The organism is Candidatus Cloacimonadota bacterium, assembly GCA_021734245.1.
Lineage (GTDB): Bacteria > Cloacimonadota > Cloacimonadia > Cloacimonadales > TCS61 > B137-G9.
This window is the reverse complement of sequence record JAIPJH010000033.1, coordinates 11,682-30,557: the sequence shown is the minus strand read 5'-3', so window position 1 is coordinate 30,557 and position 18,876 is coordinate 11,682. Positions and strand designations below refer to the sequence as shown.

Here is an 18,876-nt window from a genome sequence, read left to right as displayed (position 1 = left end):
TCATTTTCCACCTCCATGGAGCAAGGTGAAAAATGAATTTACGATTTCAAATCGAAAAATATTTTTTATGCCATTTTACCCACTTATAATCTGCGTCTTCACGATTTCATACTGTCTTTAACTGGACAGCAGTGATTTTATGCTATCATTTTATTTTGCAACGCATTAAAAATTTGCCTGAGATTTTATGTTTTTTTTATTTTCTAATATTATGGGTAACTATTGGGACAGAGGTGAAAAAAAATGTTACAATATTTTAGAAAAATAGATTTAAATAAGTTTGAAAAATAATATTGCCTGCAAATATATATGAAGTTGCACCGAAAATGAGAAATGGCCCAAATGGAAATACATTTGAGCGATCATGTTTTATGATAATAAGTAAGATAAGAGCTGAGAAAGAGGCAACAAAAATCGTAAATATCAAGCCGAATATTCCAAGGAACGCTCCGATCGCAGCAATTAATTTAATGTCTCCGCCACCCAGTGATTCACGTTTTGTGATAAGATCGAAAACATATCCCGTTACCAGAAATATCAGAAAGCCGAATAATGCTGACAGTAAAGAAGTTAACAGGGATTGGTCACTACCTGGAAACACAGAAAATGCAAGCCCTATCGCTATTAATGGAAGAGAAATAATATCAGGAATTATTCTATGAAATGCATCAATAAAAAAAATGATTATTCCGGCAGATATAAAGATTAGATATTTCAATAATAATAGAGAAAATCCGAATTTCAGAAATAAAAGTAGAAATAAAATTGGAGTTATCAATTCAACAATAAAATAATGCCAATGGATCTTTGAACCACAATTTCTGCACTTTCCCTTTAAGAAAATATAACTGAATATCGGTATGTTTTGCTGCGGTTTGATTAGTGCGTCACAATTGGGACAGTGAGATTTTGGAAGTAAAGATAATCTTGCTGGGATTCGATAAATACAGACATTGAAAAAGCTTCCAAAAGCCATTCCCAGTAGAAAGATAAATATACTTAATATTAATGTCATAAACAAAAAAAATGCTCGAGCAAAACCCGAGCATTTTATTTTTAATTTACTTCAAACCTGAACTGATAGCCAGACCAAGATTGAATATCGGCAAGTAGATGATGATGATGATATATCCCACCATTCCTGCCATAATTATAATTAGAATAGGCTCGATAAGAGAAGTAAGACGCTCGATAACTGAGTCTACCAGTTTCTGATGGAAATCACCAGCTTTTCTTAAAAGAGCATCCATATCTCCTGTTTCTTCACCGGTCGCCATCAACTGCAAAAGAGTTGGAGGAAAAACTCCTGTCTTTTTGAAAGCACCGGCAACACTATATCCTTCTTTTACCATCACTCTGGCTTTACGGATGGCATTCTCGATTACGGCATTCTGCACCACATTTTCGACCAATTCCATGGTCTCCATGATCGGTACACCAGCGTACATCAAGATACTGAATGTCCTCGCAAATTTACTCATGATCGAGTTTTCCAGCAAATTGCCAATTACTGGCAATTTAAGTATAATCTTATCTATCACATATCTTCCACGATCTGAAAGATAGAAGAGAAAGAAAGCCATAAATGCTGCCAGGATTCCTACAAAAGTTAGAAATATATGTTCACGGATCACTTCACTCATAGCAATAGCTGCCCTGGTTGGTCCGGGAAGATCTGCATCAAAACTTTCGTACACTCCTGCAAACATAGGGATGATAAAATAGAACAGAGCCCAGATTACAACTGCCAGAAATACCAGAATAAAGATCGGATAAGACAGTGCAGAAGTAACTTTTCTTCGTGTATCCTCTATCTTTTCCTGATATTCTGCAAGTTCATCCAAAACAGTATGAAGTGTACCGGAAACTTCTCCGGCTTTCACTAAAGAAATATACAAAGCATTGAAGACACCAGGATGTTGCTCCATCGCTTCGGATAGACTAAATCCTTTTTTGATATCTCCTGCTAATTTCACTAACACTTTTTTGAATTTCTTGCTTTTTTCTTCTTTTGCCAGGTTGGAAAGTGATTTCTCGATCGTGAGACCGGCAGAAAACATAGTTGCCATCTGGCGAGTAAAGAAAACTAGAGTTTTAAGGCTAACGCCCGTTCTGATTTTGTAGATTGTTAAAAGAACTTTTTCAAAAAGTGACAGACGGCCCTGAAAAGCACCTTCGGAAGCAGATTTAACTGAAATTATAACGCTGCCTTCTTTGGTGAGTTTTTCGATAGCTTCGTCCATAGAAGCAGCCTTGACAGCCCCTTCTACTCTTACACCTTTTGCATCTTTTACTATATATTGAAAACTAGCCATACAAAATTTTCCTTTTGATTTATATCAACGTTAATCGGAGATGGTCAGTTTGATAACTTCATTAATCGAAGTAACGCCTTCCTTCATTTTCAGCATCGCACTTTCATGAAGATTCATCATGCTGTTTTTAAGGCCAGCATCGCGAATTTTATCCTGATCTTCTCCATCAAATATTAGTTTTCTGACATCTGCTGTTATTTCCAACATTTCAAAAATACCGGTTCGACCTGAGTATCCTGTATTATCGCAGTGAACACAGCCTTTACCTTTTTTGAAATTGATCTTGGAAGCATCTTCTTTACTGATACCTGCATCCATCAATTCTTCATCGGTAGGATTGTAATCTGAAACACAATGGCTACATACTTTTCTTACCAATCTCTGAGCCATCACCAGGTTCAGTGATGAAGCAACGAGATAAGAAGGAACGCCAATATCCAAAAGTCGAGTGATAGTTGAAGGAGCGTCATTTGCGTGCAATGTAGTAAATACAAGGTGACCCGTAAGCGAGAATTTGATAGCAATATCAGCAGTTTCTTCGTCTCGGATCTCACCAATGAGTACAATATCTGGGTCTTGACGTAATACCGAACGCAAGGCACGACCAAAAGTAAGATCGATCTTGGCGTTTGTTTCTATCTGAGTAATACCATCCAAGCGATATTCAACCGGATCTTCAACTGTTACAATATTTGTTTCGATATCTTTGATTTCTTTAAGAGCAGCGTGCAAAGTGGTAGATTTACCACTTCCTGTAGGTCCTGAAACTATATTGATCCCATAAGGACGACGAATCCATTTCTTGAACATCTGCAGATTACTTTCGGTAAAACCAAGATTGGTTAGTGTAAAACCGAATTCACCTTTGTCCAAAAGACGCATCACGACTTTTTCGCCAGTAACTGTAGGAGTAATAGACACACGAACATCCACACTTTTCATGGCAGTTTTCAATGAAATATGACCGTCTTGCGGAAGTCGTCTTTCTGCAATATTCAATTTCGACATCACTTTTACCAGAGAAACCATACCAGCATGCAATCCGATCGGAGGAGACATCACTTCTCGCAAGGCTCCGTCAATTCTGAAACGCACACGTGTATTTTTGGTGAGTGGTTCAATGTGAATATCTGTTGTATTTGATTTGATAGCTTCTGTAATAATAAGATTGATGAGTTTTACAACAGGAGCATCTGCATCTTTTTTTGTGTCTACAGTAATCTCATTTTCATCCTCATCAACAGCAACAAATTCAAAATTTCCTACAGCATCTTCTACCTGAGAAGTTGTTCGAATACTTTTGTAATATTTTTCCAAAGTATCGGTTAGAGTTCCCTCTCCGATAAGCATTGGTTTAATATTTTTATCCAGGAACTTCTTCAAGCTGTCGTGAATCACAATATTTTCAGGATCGGTCATAGCCACGATGATGGCATCACCATCATCGCGGATAGCTATAACACGATTTTCCACTGCAAAAGGTTCGGGTATCAATTTAACGATTTCTGGATCGATATCTAAAAGCTCATCTTCATCTATTATCTCGTATTCCAGTTGCAGGTGAAGAGCTTGTAAAAGATCTTTTTCGCTTATATATCCTAATTTTCTTAAAGTTTCACCTATTTTCAGGTTGAAGTTGTTTTGCTTTAAAACAGCTTCTTTTACCTGTTCTTCTGTTGCTAATCCCAGATGAATTAATATTTCACCTAATCTAGCAAATTGAGGATTAAAGCTCATTAAATCTCCTTATTATTTATGGAACGTAACGGTTCAGTGTTACAGTTATGTCTCCCGAAATTCCAGTTCCAAGAAGCGTTGCCACAATTACTGCATCTGTTGTTCCAGGAGGAACCAAGCCTGGTGCAGGACATTCATATTTATAGAATAGAATGCTTTTATGAAGCATTCCTTGAATTCCATTAACATTGCCGGTATAACCAATGAAGCTTGGCGTGGTACTATTCGGCCCGGCAACTGGCACACCCGGTGTTGAAGTTATGTAAACAGGTTGACCATTGATCGGATTATTCTGCTCATCAGTTACCAGAATTTGAACTAAAGTGTATTGATATTCTGGATTATTCGTAGCCGTCCAGTCAACGTGACTTGGAGTAGCTACAATATCGATCTGAGCAAACTGAATAGGCATTATCACAACCGTAGAATCTGTAAACGTGGAAGTAGGCCCGGAAACTTCTACCCAAACAACAAGACTGTCGTTTGTATGATTTCCTTCATAATTCATATATGTATAAGCAACACCATCCAGAGAGTCGCCGGAAGTATTTTCATTCCCTACATAAGCTTCAGCTCCAATGGCAGCCCAATCCGGATCAGTTCCAGGAAATTCGGCATCTTCCAGAGAAAACCAGACAGCTGTTCCATAATCTACTGGATTACCCCAGGCATCATTGATGATAGCAGCACATTGAATCTGCCACATACCACCACCCATATTTTCTCCCGAATCCACATCACCAATTGTCAATTCAATTGAATTGGGAGGTCCGGAATGAACTACGATATTTGATTTTGATGCTGAAATCATACTATTTGATGCATTGTAAGTATAAGCTTTCAAGCCAACAGTTCCAGGATTTGTTCCACTGCTGACAGAGACTACTGCTTGTCCGTTTTCCGGTTGAACACTAACAGAATCAGTAGAAGGATAGAAAACCGTATTATTAAGATTGGCACCGATATCACCTATTCCCGGAATTGGAGCTGTGATAAACTTGAAATAAACTTCCAGATCATCATTGTCGTCGATCAAATTGCCATTCGAATCATAAAGATTAACGACGATTTCAACTGATTCATTCCCACCCGTTCCCAGAAGGTTGATATCAATTTGACCGGAGAAAGCATAAGCCAGAGAATAAACCTGATCACTAATAACCGTAACTTGAGTTGTAGCAGAGGCAGAATCTGCTGTTGCAGTGATCTCGGCCAAGCCAGCCTGTACGCCGGGTGAAAACGTAGTATTTGCATGACCATATTCGTCTGTAGCATCAGAAGGATTAACGGTTCCGATTGTTGATTCAAATGTTACTAAAGTTCCCGGTAATACCGGATTTCCATAAACATCTTTGACTGTGGCAGTAATATTTGATGACTCATTGGCATTAACATGTATAAGCACCGGATCAGCGTTCAAGGTCATGTTATTGGGATTTCCCGGTAATACAGGTACTTCTGCAACTTCCTGAACATTTGAAACTGAACAGGTAATCGTCGCCAATCCACTTTGAGTACCGCTATTGAAATAAACTTTGGCAATTCCATTTGAAGTTTGAGCCTGGGTAGTACTGCCCAGATCGGTACCGTCAGCAGTTTGGAAATAGCCGTGATCTGTATCGAAAACAACTATTGTATTATTGGGAACGGGGCCAAAATTATTCAATACAGATGCCTTGATAAGATTAACCTTCCCTACAATCACATCTAAAGGAGCATCCAGATTTATGGTTTCAATTGGTGGTGTTTCAATAACAACTACATCCTTAGAAGCACTAACATCACCTGCAAATGCGTCTATCGTAGCTGTTCCAATATTGCCGTCATCCCAGAATGTGGAATGAGCAATTCCTGTACTATCTGTAAGAACAGAATACAGAACATTACCAATTGATGATCGGAAATTAACTTCCTGGCCTGTTACAGCAAAATTGTCTTCGTTTTTAACGGTAACAGCAACTTCAGAATAAGTTATTCCATTATCTGCATAAATTGTATCAGGATTTACCGACATATTGGTAATGAAGAAAGTTTCAGGTTCCATTGTTCTATCGTCACAAGATGTTATAAATAACAATGCTGCAGCCGATAAAACCAATAGAATCAAGAGATATTTAAAAGATTTCATAATCCCTCCCATTTACTCTTGGTTTTCATCTTTTGTTTTTATCAAATTACGTTCCAGTCTTTCGTCGATATCATATTCATAATCAAGATCGCTGGCTGTAACAACATGAGGAGTGATCTCGATGATAAGATCTGTATTCTCTACAGTATTTTCTTTGTGTTGGAACAATTTTCCAATAAATGGAAGATCTCCCAAGAAAGGAACTTTGTTTGTTTTGGTTGTGATATTAGAATTTAAAAGACCTCCAACTATGATCTTCTTTCCATCTGGAACGATGACAGTAGAAGTGATCCTTCTAATCTTGGTTCTGGGAACGTATCCGCCAACCAATTCGATAACAGAGCTAACTTCCGGTTCTATCTTAGCAGTAATCTGACCATCTTTATTTACATTAGGTTTTATGTGAAGTTTGATACCAACTTCTTCTCTTTCCACCTGAATTTGCTTTTCATTATCTTCCACAACGAAAGGAACGATCTCACCAATATGGATTTCAGCTTCTTCACCGTTCAGAGCTGTGATTCTTGTATCTGTAAGAAGCTGCGCTGCATTATTTTCCAGAAGCCAGTCAATGGTTACATCAAAAGCATACATTTGACGACTGAATTTGAAAGCATCTTCGCCCATTCTCTGGAAATACTGATCTTCCGGCATTTCACCGAAAGGAGAAAGATCACCATAAGCTTCATTTCCAGTTTCATCATTAAAGTTGTAGGGTAATCCAGCACCAGTAGAAGAAACAGGATCTTCTGCTAAGATAGTTGTAAGCTGATTCAATCTGGACCAGTCGACACCAATTTTTTGAGCTTCAGAAATCGAGATCTCGATAAGACGAGCCCGAATTTCAATCTGCTTTTGTGGTATATCAATCTCTTCAATTCTGTTGTTGATCTCAGCAAAAGTTTCAGGATTAGCTCGAAGTAGAATGGCATTCTGACCTGCAATAGGAACAGCCATTCCAGGCATTATTGCAAGAGCTTCTACTATTTTTTCTACATCTACATAATTCAGGTTGATGATATATGATCTTTCACCAACTTCTTCGTCAATTCTGTCTTTATCACCCACGATGAATGTTTTTTCACCAATAAGACGATAAGAAAGGCCAATCGATTTTACTACCAATGACAAAGCTTGTTCGACTGGAACATCTTTCATCGAGATAGTTATCTTTTGTTCTTGACCCTCTTCATCATCCTGATCTGCAGCACCCATGGCCAGAACGATATTACAATCGCTCATGCGAGCCATAGTTGTGATAATGGATGAGATGGATGCATCCTGGGCATCTAAAGTTATCTTTTTGTTTAGAAGTTCATTAACACTTTCCTGGGCAGAAAGTCCAGCAGAAAGTAAAATGAACAGGAAAAGCGTCAAAATTATTGCTTTTTCTTTTAAATTGAACTTTTTCATACATTCTCCTTTTATATTACCAATTATATTCTCTATTTTTGTTGTTTGTGCCACTCTTCTTAATCGATGCAGGCTTTTCAGGAAGTTTCTGAATCTGCATTGTCAGAGTTTTTCCATTTGCATTATAGCTGATCTCACCGGCACGAATGTCTGTTATTTTACCTTTTTTGAAAGTATCGCCAACTTCATAAATATTGGTAATTCCCTGATAGGATATAACAGCTTTCTTCTTTCCATCTTCAGGAACAATGGTAGATTCCAATCTTACCATATTTTCCACTTCTTCTCTCCATTGCATTTCCAGGTCCTGAATAGTTTTTACGATCAGGTTTTGTTCCAATGGATCTTTTGTTACAGAAAAAACAAAATCTTTTCTTTCTTTAATAGAATTTTCCAGATTATGGATATTCTGCAGAAGTTCTTCTCCTAAAGCAAGTTCTTTATATTTGGATTCCATCGGCACATTTCCAGTCTTGGAATACAGACTCATGTCTTTCACTATCAAAAGGATAAGTGAAATAACAACCAGGGCTATGACGAAATCTTTGAGATATTTTTCTTCCATCTAAGCCTCCTTCACGATTTTGAAAGTAGAGAGTTCAATGGTAACCTGATATCGAGTTACAGCATCGATTTCCGTATTTACTTTTCTATCTATTTTGATGGGACTCACATCAAGAGTTTTGATCTTGATGATATTGTCGAAGCTTTCCAATTTGGAAAGGAATTGCCCCATCTGAATAAAAGTACAATTCAGTATCATTGTATATTGCTGTTCTAATAAATTCCTGTTGGAAGTATCGATAACTTTTGGGAAAATAGTATTTACAGCAATTTTGTATTCATCGGCCAGAGTAGCCAGTTTTTTGATGAATTCATTGGTTTCTCCAGGAGTAAATTGTTTGGTTTCCGACATACTGGAAGTGATAACTTTGGAGACTTCTTTCAACTGTTCATTCAACACTTTAGCACTGTTCAATTTGTCCTGATCTTTTTTTATCGTATTGTCATGTCTTTTTATTTCTCTGATCGTGCTGTTGATTCCCTGAGCACTGAAATAATAGAAACATAACATCGATAATATCATTAAACACAAAAGTACAAGATATTTCTGTTTCATTATAAACCTCCACCTTCTTCATCAAACTCTTCGGAGATGGCATCGATCTGGAATCTGAGAATCTCCACATCTTTTTCCATATCTCTACGAGATTTGACGAAAATAATTTCGGGGAAGTCTTTATTGATCTGTTCATCATTCTTCAATTGATTGATGAAATTATCGATAAGTACAAACTCGTTTTGTTCCTTGTCTATACGCGTAATTCCATATAAACTTAGGCTACCAGACTTAAACGAGAAATGCGTGATCGCAATATTATCTGTAGTTACCTCGGATAATGCTACCAGCTTCCTGGTCCAGAAAATACGCTGCGTACTGATCTTGGTTAATCTTTCAAGATCTTTTTTGGAAAGGAATTCACCACTTACTTCGTAAGATTTGATTTCATCTCGAATGGAATTCAATAGTCTTTTTCTGCTTTCCAGTTTTTTGTTCAGATCCATATTGAAAGAAATCACAAATCCTAATGCGATTACGAAAATAAGAACATACGTAACAGCTGTATAGATAAATGTCTTCTTCTCACTTTCGATCTTGCGGCGAAGTTCTCCATATTTATTTAGATTAATTTTAAAATATAAATTATTCATAGCAGCTCCCTTATTCCGGTCTCATTGCCAAACCCAATGCCAAAGCAAGCTGCGGATCTTGTTTGTCCTTGAATTTTTCAGGCTTTTCAAGATTCACAAATGGGTTGTAGACTTCAGTTTCTAGTTTGAGCTGATCTGTAAAATACTCGGGTAGTCCTTTCAATTTTGCAGTTCCACCCACCATTAAGATTTTACGAAAATCACTATTTCCTGCTTCCTTCACATAAAAACGTAAAGAACGCTTCACTTCCTGCACTATCATCTCAGTTGCAGATTTCTCGGTAATATCAAGCGCAATGATCGAATCTTTTTGCTTTTCTTCATCTTCAGCTATCAAACCATGTTCCAGTTTATATTTTTCAGCTTCCTGATAGGAAAGCTTTTTCTGCTTCATGATATCTTTGGTGATATGATAGCCGCCCCAGCTAATATCTCTTGAGAAGAATTTTGCTTTTGGACCATAGATGACCATATTTGTTTTAAACATTCCAAGATTCAAGATCACGTAAATCCCTTCTTCTACAAATGTGTTCAAAGCAAAACTATTTGCCACTGCCAGCGATTCCAGATCAACTATTCCGGGTGTAAGACCGGCATTGGTTAAAATAGTGGAGTGCCCATTCAGTGATTCTTTTGTACTGGAAGCCAGCAAGATATTCATATTATTGGTTTTTTCTTCCACACTTAGAACTTGATAATCCAAAATCATTTCGGAACCACCAATGGGTAAATGCTTTTTTGCTTCGAAGAACAAGGCAGATTCCAGTTCTTCATCGGGCAGGAATATCGTTTTAATCTGCTTGATGCTGGTATTATCTCCACCGATAGAAGAAACAATATGTTTTACCTTTTTGGGGTTAATTTTCATTGATCTAAGCATACCGGAAAGAACAGGAGCAAATCTATCGCGTGAAAGATCTGACTGATTAGGTTCTACTCCATCCGGTAATGTCGATCGGGTTTCATAATTTAACAGTTTGAAACCTTGATGCAGCTTCTTAAGGTAAACCATCTTGATGCTGTGAGAGCCGATATCAAGTCCGATCGATTCCTTAAATTTTACTTTTTTCTCTTTTGCCATATAACCTCACATTATTTATCTTAACATTTCAATCTATATCTTCACGTTTATATAAAACGCTGCCATTGTTTTACTATAAGTTCAGAACGATCGATGATTTTACCAGTCCTTTGGTGAATAAAATCCCCAGGCTCGTTTATCGAAGGAAGAAAGCGCAGACAAACCTCCGCCCCAGCCTTCATAAACCTGTGGATAATCTGGTGGTTGTACATACAGAAAGCGATCATCGTAATTATAATCCTTATCATATCCGCAGGAAGGGTGTATACCATCATAATGGAAAGTATAATCATCAAGTTCCCATAGATTATTCCCAGGATGATTATAAGGATCAGAACCAGACCGGTGAATAAAACCTCTTCTTCTTTGAGCGATAGCTCCCCAGATATGGAGATCGCCTCTTTCCCAAACTATGTCTTCTTCAGATTCCGGCCAAACCGGATTATACCAGGGATAGTCAGTGCCATAAGGATAGGCATAATTACCAGAATTATTATTGGGATAAGAAAAAATATAACTATCATCTTCATATGGAAAGCCACAGGCAGGATCTTGGCCACCATATGGTGGTAAATTTCCATGTAAATTAAATCCTAATATGTTTGGTGGTACATAAGTATTAATTGGAAATATGAATTTATGCAAATCTATATATGTGTAAACAGTATCGATCATTGTATAAGGACTAATCGATGCAAAATCTGGTGTGGAACCATGACCATGTTGATATTGGAATGTAAAAATTCCATCATAATGACAGTTATATGCCCCGTATAAATCTGGATCACCATTACCAATAGCAGCATATGCACCATAAAGATACACATCGTTGCAATTGCCAAATCTTAATTCATTCTCCAGGAACGGATCTTTATGCTTATAACGGATCATCATTTTCTCTTCTGAAACCAAACCAAAGAAATCAGTTAAATTAGTGTTGTTGGGATCATCAGGTGGAGATCCAGGTGTTGTATTTGCATAAGTAATATCATCAGTAATATAAACACGTCTTCCGCTTCCCAGTGTTACTTTGCCCTGCATCGAACCTTCCACCCAGAGTTCAGAATCTGGAAAATAATAGGAGTTGCCGTTAGGAGAGATTGGAAGAGTTGGTCCAGTTGACCAGACAGTATCATACATCGTAACTTCATTTGTCCAGACAATATCAGAATCTTCAAACCAGTTTCCACCATTATTAATAACATCATTTGCATAATAATGATTATGCGGATACCAGCTATAAACATCAAAATCTTCCTGACCATCATTCACAATGTTGCCGAATTTGGTTTGTATAGAACCACCATTTAATTTTGCATAAACAATATCTACACCGATAGCTATATGTGCAGCATTGTTTTGTAGTTCAGAAGCATCCGGATTAAACAAAATTGCTGGAACTTCTTCTGCGTATCCACCAAGAAAAATATCACCCATAGGTGCAGATTGAACAGCAAGTGCACCTGTAGGCCACACTCTGAACCTTTTGGCAGTAGTAACCATAGAATGGAATGTTGGCCAGCCACCACCGGCATTTTGCAGCCAGATATCATCATTGGAATGAACTGGGCCACTCAAAACATCCGGTCCCCAGAACTTAACAATATCCTCCTGCAGATCTGAATTCTCAGATTTCTCTGTATCAGTAAAATACTGATATTGAGCCAAGCTCTGATTACGAACCAACTTTTCTGTTAAACGCTGTACAGGAGAATCATAACTTCCATCTTCATTTTCATGCTTTGCACTGATAAGAGATTTTATCGCAAGCACCTGATCTGTAGATTGACCCATAAAAATGGTCACATTCTTCTGTTCCACCTTATTTACGATATTATATTGAGTATCACGTTTTCCGATAGAATCTTTGATCCTCAGATCGATCCCACCTCTGGGAGGAGGAACTGATCCATTGTTATCTTCAATTGCCAGGTGGGCTCGAACGGATTCAGAGCGTAAAAGCAGCTCTTCCTGAATAGCATCATGGTCGAACTGAACCTGCAGAGCAGAGTTACTTACCATTCCCATAAGTGCCCAGGATGAAGCTACAGCAACAACAGAAACAACAACAGATGCTGCTATCATCGCACTACCGGAATCATTTTTAAAAACTTTAAACATAGTTGACTCCTTTTTTTAATGTACAGCATTTCCCAAAAACACAGAAGTTTCATATACAATCGTTCTTGTATTTTTCGCAATATCTTCTCTAGTTGATTGCCCATCTTGTCTTTCTCGATATCTAACTTTTCCTTCCAATCTAATATCTACCATCATGGCATTTCCACCATCATCAACGTGAACCGTCCAAATATCGCGCGGGTTCATTATTTCAAACTGCGGTTCGTTTCCGAATTTCTTCGGACGTTCATTCTGTTGATTTTCATGGAATTTCATTCTTGGAAAGATCAGCATAGTTTCAACCGTTTTGGAATTCCCGTATCTGCTTCTTACTTCCATCTGATGATCATCATTTACCGTATACCTGGTCCAGAATGAACCGGCATAAGTCTGATTGGTCATAAGAGGAAAAATCTGCAAATAATTTCCGGCAGCAGAGAGCTGTACATCTCTCGCTGTCATCAAACCGATCAATTGTTCACCTTCAGTTTCGGTTTCATGTGCATGACCATAACGCATATATTCGATAGTCTGATAGAGGTCTTCCTGCAATTGCAGAAACAATTTTGTTTCCTGATACGTTTTTACAAAATGCACCATAGCCAATATCAAAGTAGCAAACAAAAGAGTTGCGATCGGAATTCCGGCAATCAATTCTATAAGAGATACACCTTTTTGATTTCTAATTTTCTTCATAATATTATTGCCCCACATCACTTGCTCTGTAGAAATAATCTTCTCTCAGAATAAGTTGCTTTTGTTTGTTCAAAACCTTATTGAAATAATATCTGGGGCCGTCATACCAAGTAACTTTTACTATAACTTTGTGATATCTGGCAAATTGAGAAACAACAACATCGGAGTGATGCGTAATAGAGGGAGCATGAACTTTTCCCTTCAGAGTTACGCCATCCAATTCATCCAGATAGAATTCTTCAGAACCGATACCATCAATGTTTACAGGTTCAGTTTCCACGTTCAATCTATTCTGGAATTTTATCTCTTCAATTTTTTGCAGACCTTTTAGTAAAGCTACTCGATAATGAAATACTTCCAAAGCTTTGAATCTGGTTACATGCGAAGCCACGAATAATCCTGCAATGGAGATAGCTACGATGAAAGCTGCTGCTACCACCGAGATTAATCCAATTCCAGCTTCCGATCTCAGTTTTTTAGAGATCGAAAAGGAATGCTCAGCAGAATTTAGCTGCAACGATCCTGTCTGAGATTTTAGCTTACAAAACATCTTCTAAAAGCCCAGACCGCTAACAAACATTTTAGGATTATCTGCTATATCTTCAGCTACTTTTCTGTCTAAAAATCCGTTCATCACATGATTGTACAAAGATTGATCCAGAGATTGCATACCCTCTTTTGTTCCCGACTGAATTACAGAAGGGATCTGATAGGTTTTTTCTTCACGGATCAAGTTTCGTACTGCTGCATTGGCAATCATTATTTCCAAAGCTGGAATACGATTCGAATCGTCCTTCATGGGTAATAACGTTTGAGCTACAACCGCTTGAAGTGATTCGGAAAGCATAGACCGAACCTGTGCTTGTTGTTCTTTTGGGAACATGTCGATGATACGGTCGATCGATTTGGTAGCACTACTTGTGTGCAAGGTTGCCAGCACCAGGTGACCGGTTTCAGCAGCTGTAAGAGCCAGAGAAACTGTTTCCAGGTCTCGCATCTCACCCACCAGAATAACATCTGGGTCTTCACGCAGTGCAGAACGAAGTGCTGCAGTAAAAGACCAGGTATCATGTCCAACTTCACGCTGGTTGATAAGTGAGTTTTTGCTGTAGTGAACAAATTCAATCGGATCTTCGATGGTAATAATGTGGCAATGTTTATGATCGTTTATATAATCGATCATAGTAGCCAAAGTTGTTGATTTCCCGCTTCCTGTAGGACCTGTAACCAAGATAAGTCCACGCTGTCTCATAGCAATACGCGCCAGGATCTCGGGTAAATGCAATTCATCAAAATCTTTAATCACATTCGGAATAACACGAAAAGCTACTCCCATTCCATTTACCTGATGAAAAGCATTTACACGAAAGCGTGTATTATCATCAAGTTTTGTGGAAAAGTCAATCTCCAGTTTCTTCTTGAAAATGGTTTTCTGAGAGTCGTTCATTGTGCTATAAATGAGTTGTTCCACTTCTTCCGGAGTGGATTTGGGCATATTTAGTTTTTTCATTCTGCCCAATACACGAACCATAGGAACGGAACCAGAACTTAAATGCAAATCCGAAGCACCAGCATCTGATGTAAACTGCAATAGTTCTCTAATTGTCAAAAGATACCTCCGATTTAGTCGACTACCTCTTCCTGGTCAACTTCTTCATCAATTCCATAACCATGATAAGTTGCATCATCTCTATCATACCAAACCTGCTTTCCGGCTTTTTCCGGAAACTCATCTGTAGAAGTTGCGATGTACTTGTCTGGTGGGTTACCAACAACTTCGAATTCCCAGTTCTTAAGGGTTCTGTTGCCAAGCTGGGTATCTTTCATTGCATCTTCGATGTCATAATCATCTGTAGTTCCATAAGTTTGATAGTGTACTCTGTATGCACTTCTGATAGCTGCAATCGCAGACTGAGCTTCTGTGGATCTTGCCTTACGAACATAATTCATGTAGATTGGCACAGCAATAGCTGCCAAAATGGCGATAATTACAACCACTACCAACAATTCAATAAGACTGAATCCTTTTTGATTTTTACATTTTTTAAACATTACTTCCTCCTTAAATATATACGAATATAAATGTTTGCAAATTTCGTTCCGAATTTTTAGATTTAATTTATTTTTATTCGTAATCGATCATAACTTCATAGAATATCTTTGTAACTCTTTATTATATTTAAACTTAACTTGGATAAAAAATATTTCCCATAATTTAGTGAGTTGTAATAAAATAAATTTTCAGCTCGATCAAACATTTTACAGGAATTTGAAGATGCTCGAAAATACTGGATTTTGAGCATAAATGTTAATTTAATTCATAGGGTGTGCATTTCGTGTACACCAAAGCGAAAAGCTCAATAAATCAAGAAAAAAGCCCCGACTTCTGCCGGGGCAATTCTTAGCTGAGTAACGTTGGAGTTCAGTTCCGTCTGAGCTTCAGAAATATAAGTCTCAACTTCAGTCTCTCAAGTAGCTGACGGATCTTCTGAAGTGGAGTCTCATTCAATTATTTCATCAGAATCATTTTCTTTGTACTTGAATAATTCTCAGTTTTCAATTTATAAAAATAGATTCCAGAAGAAACAGGTTTCTGTCTATCGTTTGTTCCATTCCATTGGGCAAAGTGTAAACCAGATTCCATTTGTTCATTCAACAGAGTTTTTACTTTCTGCCCTTTCATGTTGAAGATTTCCAGAATAACATTTCCAGAATTATCATCTGAAATATTAAAAGATATGGTTGTATTTGGATTGAACGGATTAGGATAGTTGGCAAATAGCTCATTTGAACTGACAGGAATTTGCTGTGGATCACTTCCCGCAATTGTTTTTTCCAATTCAGCAGAAAATGCCGGCATCGATTCCACACCGTTCGTATGAACAGAAGTAACAGCAAATTGATATGTATTCAAAGGTAATGAAGCCCAGGATGTATCGGTGAACATTGTATCTGTAATTGCTTCGCCCACCAGATCCCATAAATCGGGATTATTGACCAGGTTAGATTGGAAGCGATACACATTGTAAGATTCAAATTCTCTGTTGTTGAATGTATCAGGTTTGTTTTTTGCAAAAATTGGAAAAGCTGTATCGGTGTGACCCATGTTTACACCATATGCTCGAATTAACATATTCTTCTGGAACATAGATGAAATCGTGCCAATATCGGTCCAAGTGTTTCCACCCAACCAGTTTTCATTGGAAAATTGCGTTCCACTCTGAAAAACCCATGGTTCGCCAACACCATCATCCAAAGCAACCGAAGTATATTCGTTTGGAGTAATTACACCAACAAAGAAACCACCCAGAGCTGTTATCTGCTGATCCAATACATACGAATTCCATTCATCATCAATGTTGTCGATGAGACCTGTAGAAAGGTAAACCTGATCTACATCCGGCTCATCATTGACATCCAAACCCAAGATTAATATCTTCACATCATCATGAGTGCCAAAATTTGAAGTTAAATACCATTGCACTTCCTGGATTACAGCCATGTAAGGATAAGCTGCTCCAAAAACTCCATTTGGCGGAGTAGTACTGAATCCAATCTGAAAATCAACCGTTCCATCATCGTAGCGGAATTCACCTCCACCTTGACCGGGAGAATTCCAATTCAGATAAGCTTCCGTCTGCAGATCATTCTGGGTTGCAACAACATTTCCCGGCGGAAATGCCATTTCATTTATAGTAATTGTTCCCAGATCCAGATTTACAGCACCAACCTCTACTTCATCATACAAAGTTTCATAATCGTCATAATCTATTTCCAGATCATAAGTAATATTGGTATAAACACCGGAAATAGTGAAATCTCCATTGGCATCGGTATAAATTTCGTAATATTCAAAACCGTCTAAAGTTACAAATGCTCCATCCAAGCCTGTATTGGGATCGTCACTTCCTACCACATGGCCGGAAACATCAACTGTTCCCAGAGCTGGAAGTGCAAAATCAATTGAAATGGTCTGATCCTGTAGAACTTCTGCTTGAGTTGTTTGAGGTGAATATCCGAATTTGTTTGCGGTAAAATTATACGTTCCCACCAGCACATTGCCAAAATAGTAATAACCCTGGTTGTCTGTATAGGTAACCATTTGTAATTCTTCGATCTCTACATCTGCACCGGAAAGAGGATTATTCTGATCGTCCATCACGTATCCTTCCACATTCCCCATTTCTCCCTGATAGAAGGTGAAAAGTGTATTGGGAAATTTCTCGAAGCTGTAACCAGTTGGTGGACTTGCAGGATCAAGAATCATTGTATTATCACGTTCATATCTGGTTCTATCCAGATTTGCCGGAGTTTCGGAATGCAGAAAATCATCTGAACCGGGATAACTGGTAGTATCCATGGGACGATGCACCATCATCACAAGATTGTTGCCTTCATAAAAATATGGTGTATCAAGTTCGATATTCAATATTCCAGTTCCACTGGCAAAGCCTACCGTGCCGTCAAAAACCAGATCAAGAGAAGTAGATGGAATCCAACCAGAAGTCAGATTTGTTTGAGTAGTCATTCCCAACCAGATAGAAATGGGACTGTTGGAAATATTATTCGAAAAATCATATTCAAATGTAAGCTCAGTTATCATTCCGGTCATGTAATTAAGTTCATCTTCAAAATAGAGCATTTCCGTTAAACTGTTCAAATATTGGAAACAAACCGGAGTTCTGTTGTTATTTTCGGTTCCCGTTCCTACCTGAATTTCTACAATTCCAGGAGGAAATACTTCTACACTCAGATCGTTCGTGTCATTATTGCTGGCATTCTCATCGCCGGCAAGTTCCACTTCCCCATGAATTGTAACTGTACCCTGTGGTTCATCTGCAGGAATCTGCCAGACCAAAGTATGAACCACTTCTTCATCAGCAGCAATAGGTGTTGTTATATCTAATGAAGCAATTTCTGTAGAACCGTTTTTATATAATTTAACACTGTAATCATTTTGTGTGTTAACGCCTACATTCTTTACAGTAATATCATAGTTTTCAGAATTTCCACCATTTACCAGCGTATTTCCATCTATTGCAATTGCTGCCAGATCATTATCATAAGTAATTGCCAAATTTCCGCTGACCTCAACATTATCAATTGCCCACCACCAGTCCCAGCCGGGTTGAATAGAATAAAAACGAATTAACACGTTTGAATTAAGAGATGCATAAGTGGAAATATCAACCGATTCATGAGTTTCACGAACATCATCATTCCAGGCGATCACATTATTCCAGGTAGAACCACCATCGTTACTTACATCCACATAAGCCCAGTCATCGCTGTCGATAGCATTGAAATCGTTATCAAAATCTATAAAGATATTTTCATAAGTTATCAGATCCAGAGGAGAAGCAATTATCAATTCACAATCGATCGGATAATCCTCATCAGCATCAGCAGAAGCAACATTACCACTTGAGGGAGCAGGTAATGTATAAGTGTTTGGATATGGTGTTCCCCATATCTGCCAGACTCCGGTTCCGCCATTATTCTGTACTGTCCACTGATTTAAACCAGCTTCAAAATCATCGAAGAAAAGCGTTTCGGCAAAAATCGGAAGAGTAATAAAAAGAAGAAATAAAATAACTATTTTTTTCATAAATAATTCCTTTAACTATATTTTTTTTATTATTGAATGCAACTATTATTCCATCCAAATTCAT

Annotated in this window: 15 protein-coding genes; all 15 read right to left on the bottom strand. The window is 37.9% G+C overall.

Annotated elements, in window-relative coordinates; genetic code table 11:
* Positions 1 to 256 precede the first annotated feature (256 nt).
* The 15 genes from K9N40_06780 to K9N40_06710 all read right to left on the bottom strand — a co-directional run bounded on the left by K9N40_06780 (position 257) and on the right by K9N40_06710 (position 18,812).
* Positions 257 to 1,015, bottom strand: coding sequence for a prepilin peptidase (locus K9N40_06780; protein MCF7814162.1), 759 nt, complete (start codon positions 1,013 to 1,015; stop codon positions 257 to 259).
* A gap of 46 nt (positions 1,016 to 1,061) precedes the next feature.
* Positions 1,062 to 2,315: a type II secretion system F family protein gene (locus tag K9N40_06775; GenBank protein ID MCF7814161.1), complete on the bottom strand. Its 1,254-nt coding sequence runs from the start codon at positions 2,313 to 2,315 to the stop codon at positions 1,062 to 1,064.
* A gap of 30 nt (positions 2,316 to 2,345) precedes the next feature.
* On the bottom strand, positions 2,346 to 4,052 hold the full coding sequence (tadA, locus tag K9N40_06770) for a Flp pilus assembly complex ATPase component TadA (GenBank protein ID MCF7814160.1): 1,707 nt from the start codon (positions 4,050 to 4,052) through the stop codon (positions 2,346 to 2,348).
* Positions 4,053 to 4,068: 16 nt separating this feature from the next.
* Entirely contained in the window at positions 4,069 to 6,180 is a 2,112-nt protein-coding gene (locus tag K9N40_06765; GenBank protein MCF7814159.1) for a hypothetical protein, read from the bottom strand.
* Positions 6,181 to 6,192: 12 nt separating this feature from the next.
* A complete protein-coding gene (locus tag K9N40_06760; GenBank protein ID MCF7814158.1) occupies positions 6,193 to 7,593 on the bottom strand; it encodes a hypothetical protein in 1,401 nt (466 codons plus the stop codon).
* A gap of 16 nt (positions 7,594 to 7,609) precedes the next feature.
* A complete protein-coding gene (locus K9N40_06755; GenBank protein MCF7814157.1) occupies positions 7,610 to 8,158 on the bottom strand; it encodes a hypothetical protein in 549 nt (182 codons plus the stop codon).
* The gene (locus K9N40_06750) at positions 8,159 to 8,713 is read right to left on the bottom strand and encodes a hypothetical protein (GenBank protein MCF7814156.1); all 555 of its coding nucleotides are present in this window, start codon (positions 8,711 to 8,713) and stop codon (positions 8,159 to 8,161) included.
* Positions 8,713 to 9,306, bottom strand: coding sequence for a hypothetical protein (locus K9N40_06745; GenBank protein MCF7814155.1), 594 nt, complete (start codon positions 9,304 to 9,306; stop codon positions 8,713 to 8,715). The genes K9N40_06750 and K9N40_06745 overlap by 1 nt, the downstream gene beginning before the upstream one ends.
* Positions 9,307 to 9,316: 10 nt before the next feature.
* Complete coding sequence (locus K9N40_06740; GenBank protein ID MCF7814154.1) at positions 9,317 to 10,387, bottom strand: pilus assembly protein PilM; 1,071 nt, start codon at positions 10,385 to 10,387, stop codon at positions 9,317 to 9,319.
* 99 nt (positions 10,388 to 10,486) lie between these two features.
* A complete protein-coding gene (locus K9N40_06735; protein MCF7814153.1) occupies positions 10,487 to 12,508 on the bottom strand; it encodes a hypothetical protein in 2,022 nt (673 codons plus the stop codon).
* Positions 12,509 to 12,523: 15 nt separating this feature from the next.
* A complete protein-coding gene (locus K9N40_06730) occupies positions 12,524 to 13,204 on the bottom strand; it encodes a type II secretion system GspH family protein (GenBank protein MCF7814152.1) in 681 nt (226 codons plus the stop codon).
* A 4-nt stretch (positions 13,205 to 13,208) separates the two neighbouring features.
* Positions 13,209 to 13,754: a hypothetical protein gene (locus tag K9N40_06725; GenBank protein ID MCF7814151.1), complete on the bottom strand. Its 546-nt coding sequence runs from the start codon at positions 13,752 to 13,754 to the stop codon at positions 13,209 to 13,211.
* Positions 13,755 to 13,757: 3 nt separating this feature from the next.
* Entirely contained in the window at positions 13,758 to 14,813 is a 1,056-nt protein-coding gene (locus tag K9N40_06720; GenBank protein ID MCF7814150.1) for a type IV pilus twitching motility protein PilT, read from the bottom strand.
* A 14-nt stretch (positions 14,814 to 14,827) separates the two neighbouring features.
* Positions 14,828 to 15,256, bottom strand: a complete 429-nt coding sequence (locus tag K9N40_06715) for a prepilin-type N-terminal cleavage/methylation domain-containing protein (protein MCF7814149.1) — start codon at positions 15,254 to 15,256, stop codon at positions 14,828 to 14,830.
* Positions 15,257 to 15,713: 457 nt separating this feature from the next.
* Positions 15,714 to 18,812 carry a carboxypeptidase regulatory-like domain-containing protein gene (locus tag K9N40_06710; protein MCF7814148.1) on the bottom strand — a complete coding sequence of 1,033 codons (3,099 nt, stop codon included), beginning with the start codon at positions 18,810 to 18,812 and terminating at the stop codon, positions 15,714 to 15,716.
* Between the last annotated feature and the right edge of the window lie 64 nt (positions 18,813 to 18,876).

Excerpts from the sequence above, each read along its gene's own strand:
- K9N40_06780 (MCF7814162.1), bottom strand. The coding sequence starts at position 1,015 with ATGACATTAATATTAAGTATATTTATCTTTCTACTGGGAATGGCTTTT.
- tadA (MCF7814160.1), bottom strand. The coding sequence starts at position 4,052 with ATGAGCTTTAATCCTCAATTTGCTAGATTAGGTGAAATATTAATTCAT.
- K9N40_06760 (MCF7814158.1), bottom strand. The coding sequence starts at position 7,593 with ATGAAAAAGTTCAATTTAAAAGAAAAAGCAATAATTTTGACGCTTTTC.
- K9N40_06750 (MCF7814156.1), bottom strand. The coding sequence starts at position 8,713 with ATGAAACAGAAATATCTTGTACTTTTGTGTTTAATGATATTATCGATG.
- K9N40_06740 (MCF7814154.1), bottom strand. The coding sequence starts at position 10,387 with ATGGCAAAAGAGAAAAAAGTAAAATTTAAGGAATCGATCGGACTTGAT.
- K9N40_06745 (MCF7814155.1), bottom strand. The coding sequence starts at position 9,306 with ATGAATAATTTATATTTTAAAATTAATCTAAATAAATATGGAGAACTT.
- K9N40_06765 (MCF7814159.1), bottom strand. The coding sequence starts at position 6,180 with ATGAAATCTTTTAAATATCTCTTGATTCTATTGGTTTTATCGGCTGCA.
- K9N40_06755 (MCF7814157.1), bottom strand. The coding sequence starts at position 8,158 with ATGGAAGAAAAATATCTCAAAGATTTCGTCATAGCCCTGGTTGTTATT.
- K9N40_06775 (MCF7814161.1), bottom strand. The coding sequence starts at position 2,315 with ATGGCTAGTTTTCAATATATAGTAAAAGATGCAAAAGGTGTAAGAGTA.
- K9N40_06730 (MCF7814152.1), bottom strand. The coding sequence starts at position 13,204 with ATGAAGAAAATTAGAAATCAAAAAGGTGTATCTCTTATAGAATTGATT.
- K9N40_06735 (MCF7814153.1), bottom strand. The coding sequence starts at position 12,508 with ATGTTTAAAGTTTTTAAAAATGATTCCGGTAGTGCGATGATAGCAGCA.
- K9N40_06715 (MCF7814149.1), bottom strand. The coding sequence starts at position 15,256 with ATGTTTAAAAAATGTAAAAATCAAAAAGGATTCAGTCTTATTGAATTG.
- K9N40_06725 (MCF7814151.1), bottom strand. The coding sequence starts at position 13,754 with ATGTTTTGTAAGCTAAAATCTCAGACAGGATCGTTGCAGCTAAATTCT.
- K9N40_06710 (MCF7814148.1), bottom strand. The coding sequence starts at position 18,812 with ATGAAAAAAATAGTTATTTTATTTCTTCTTTTTATTACTCTTCCGATT.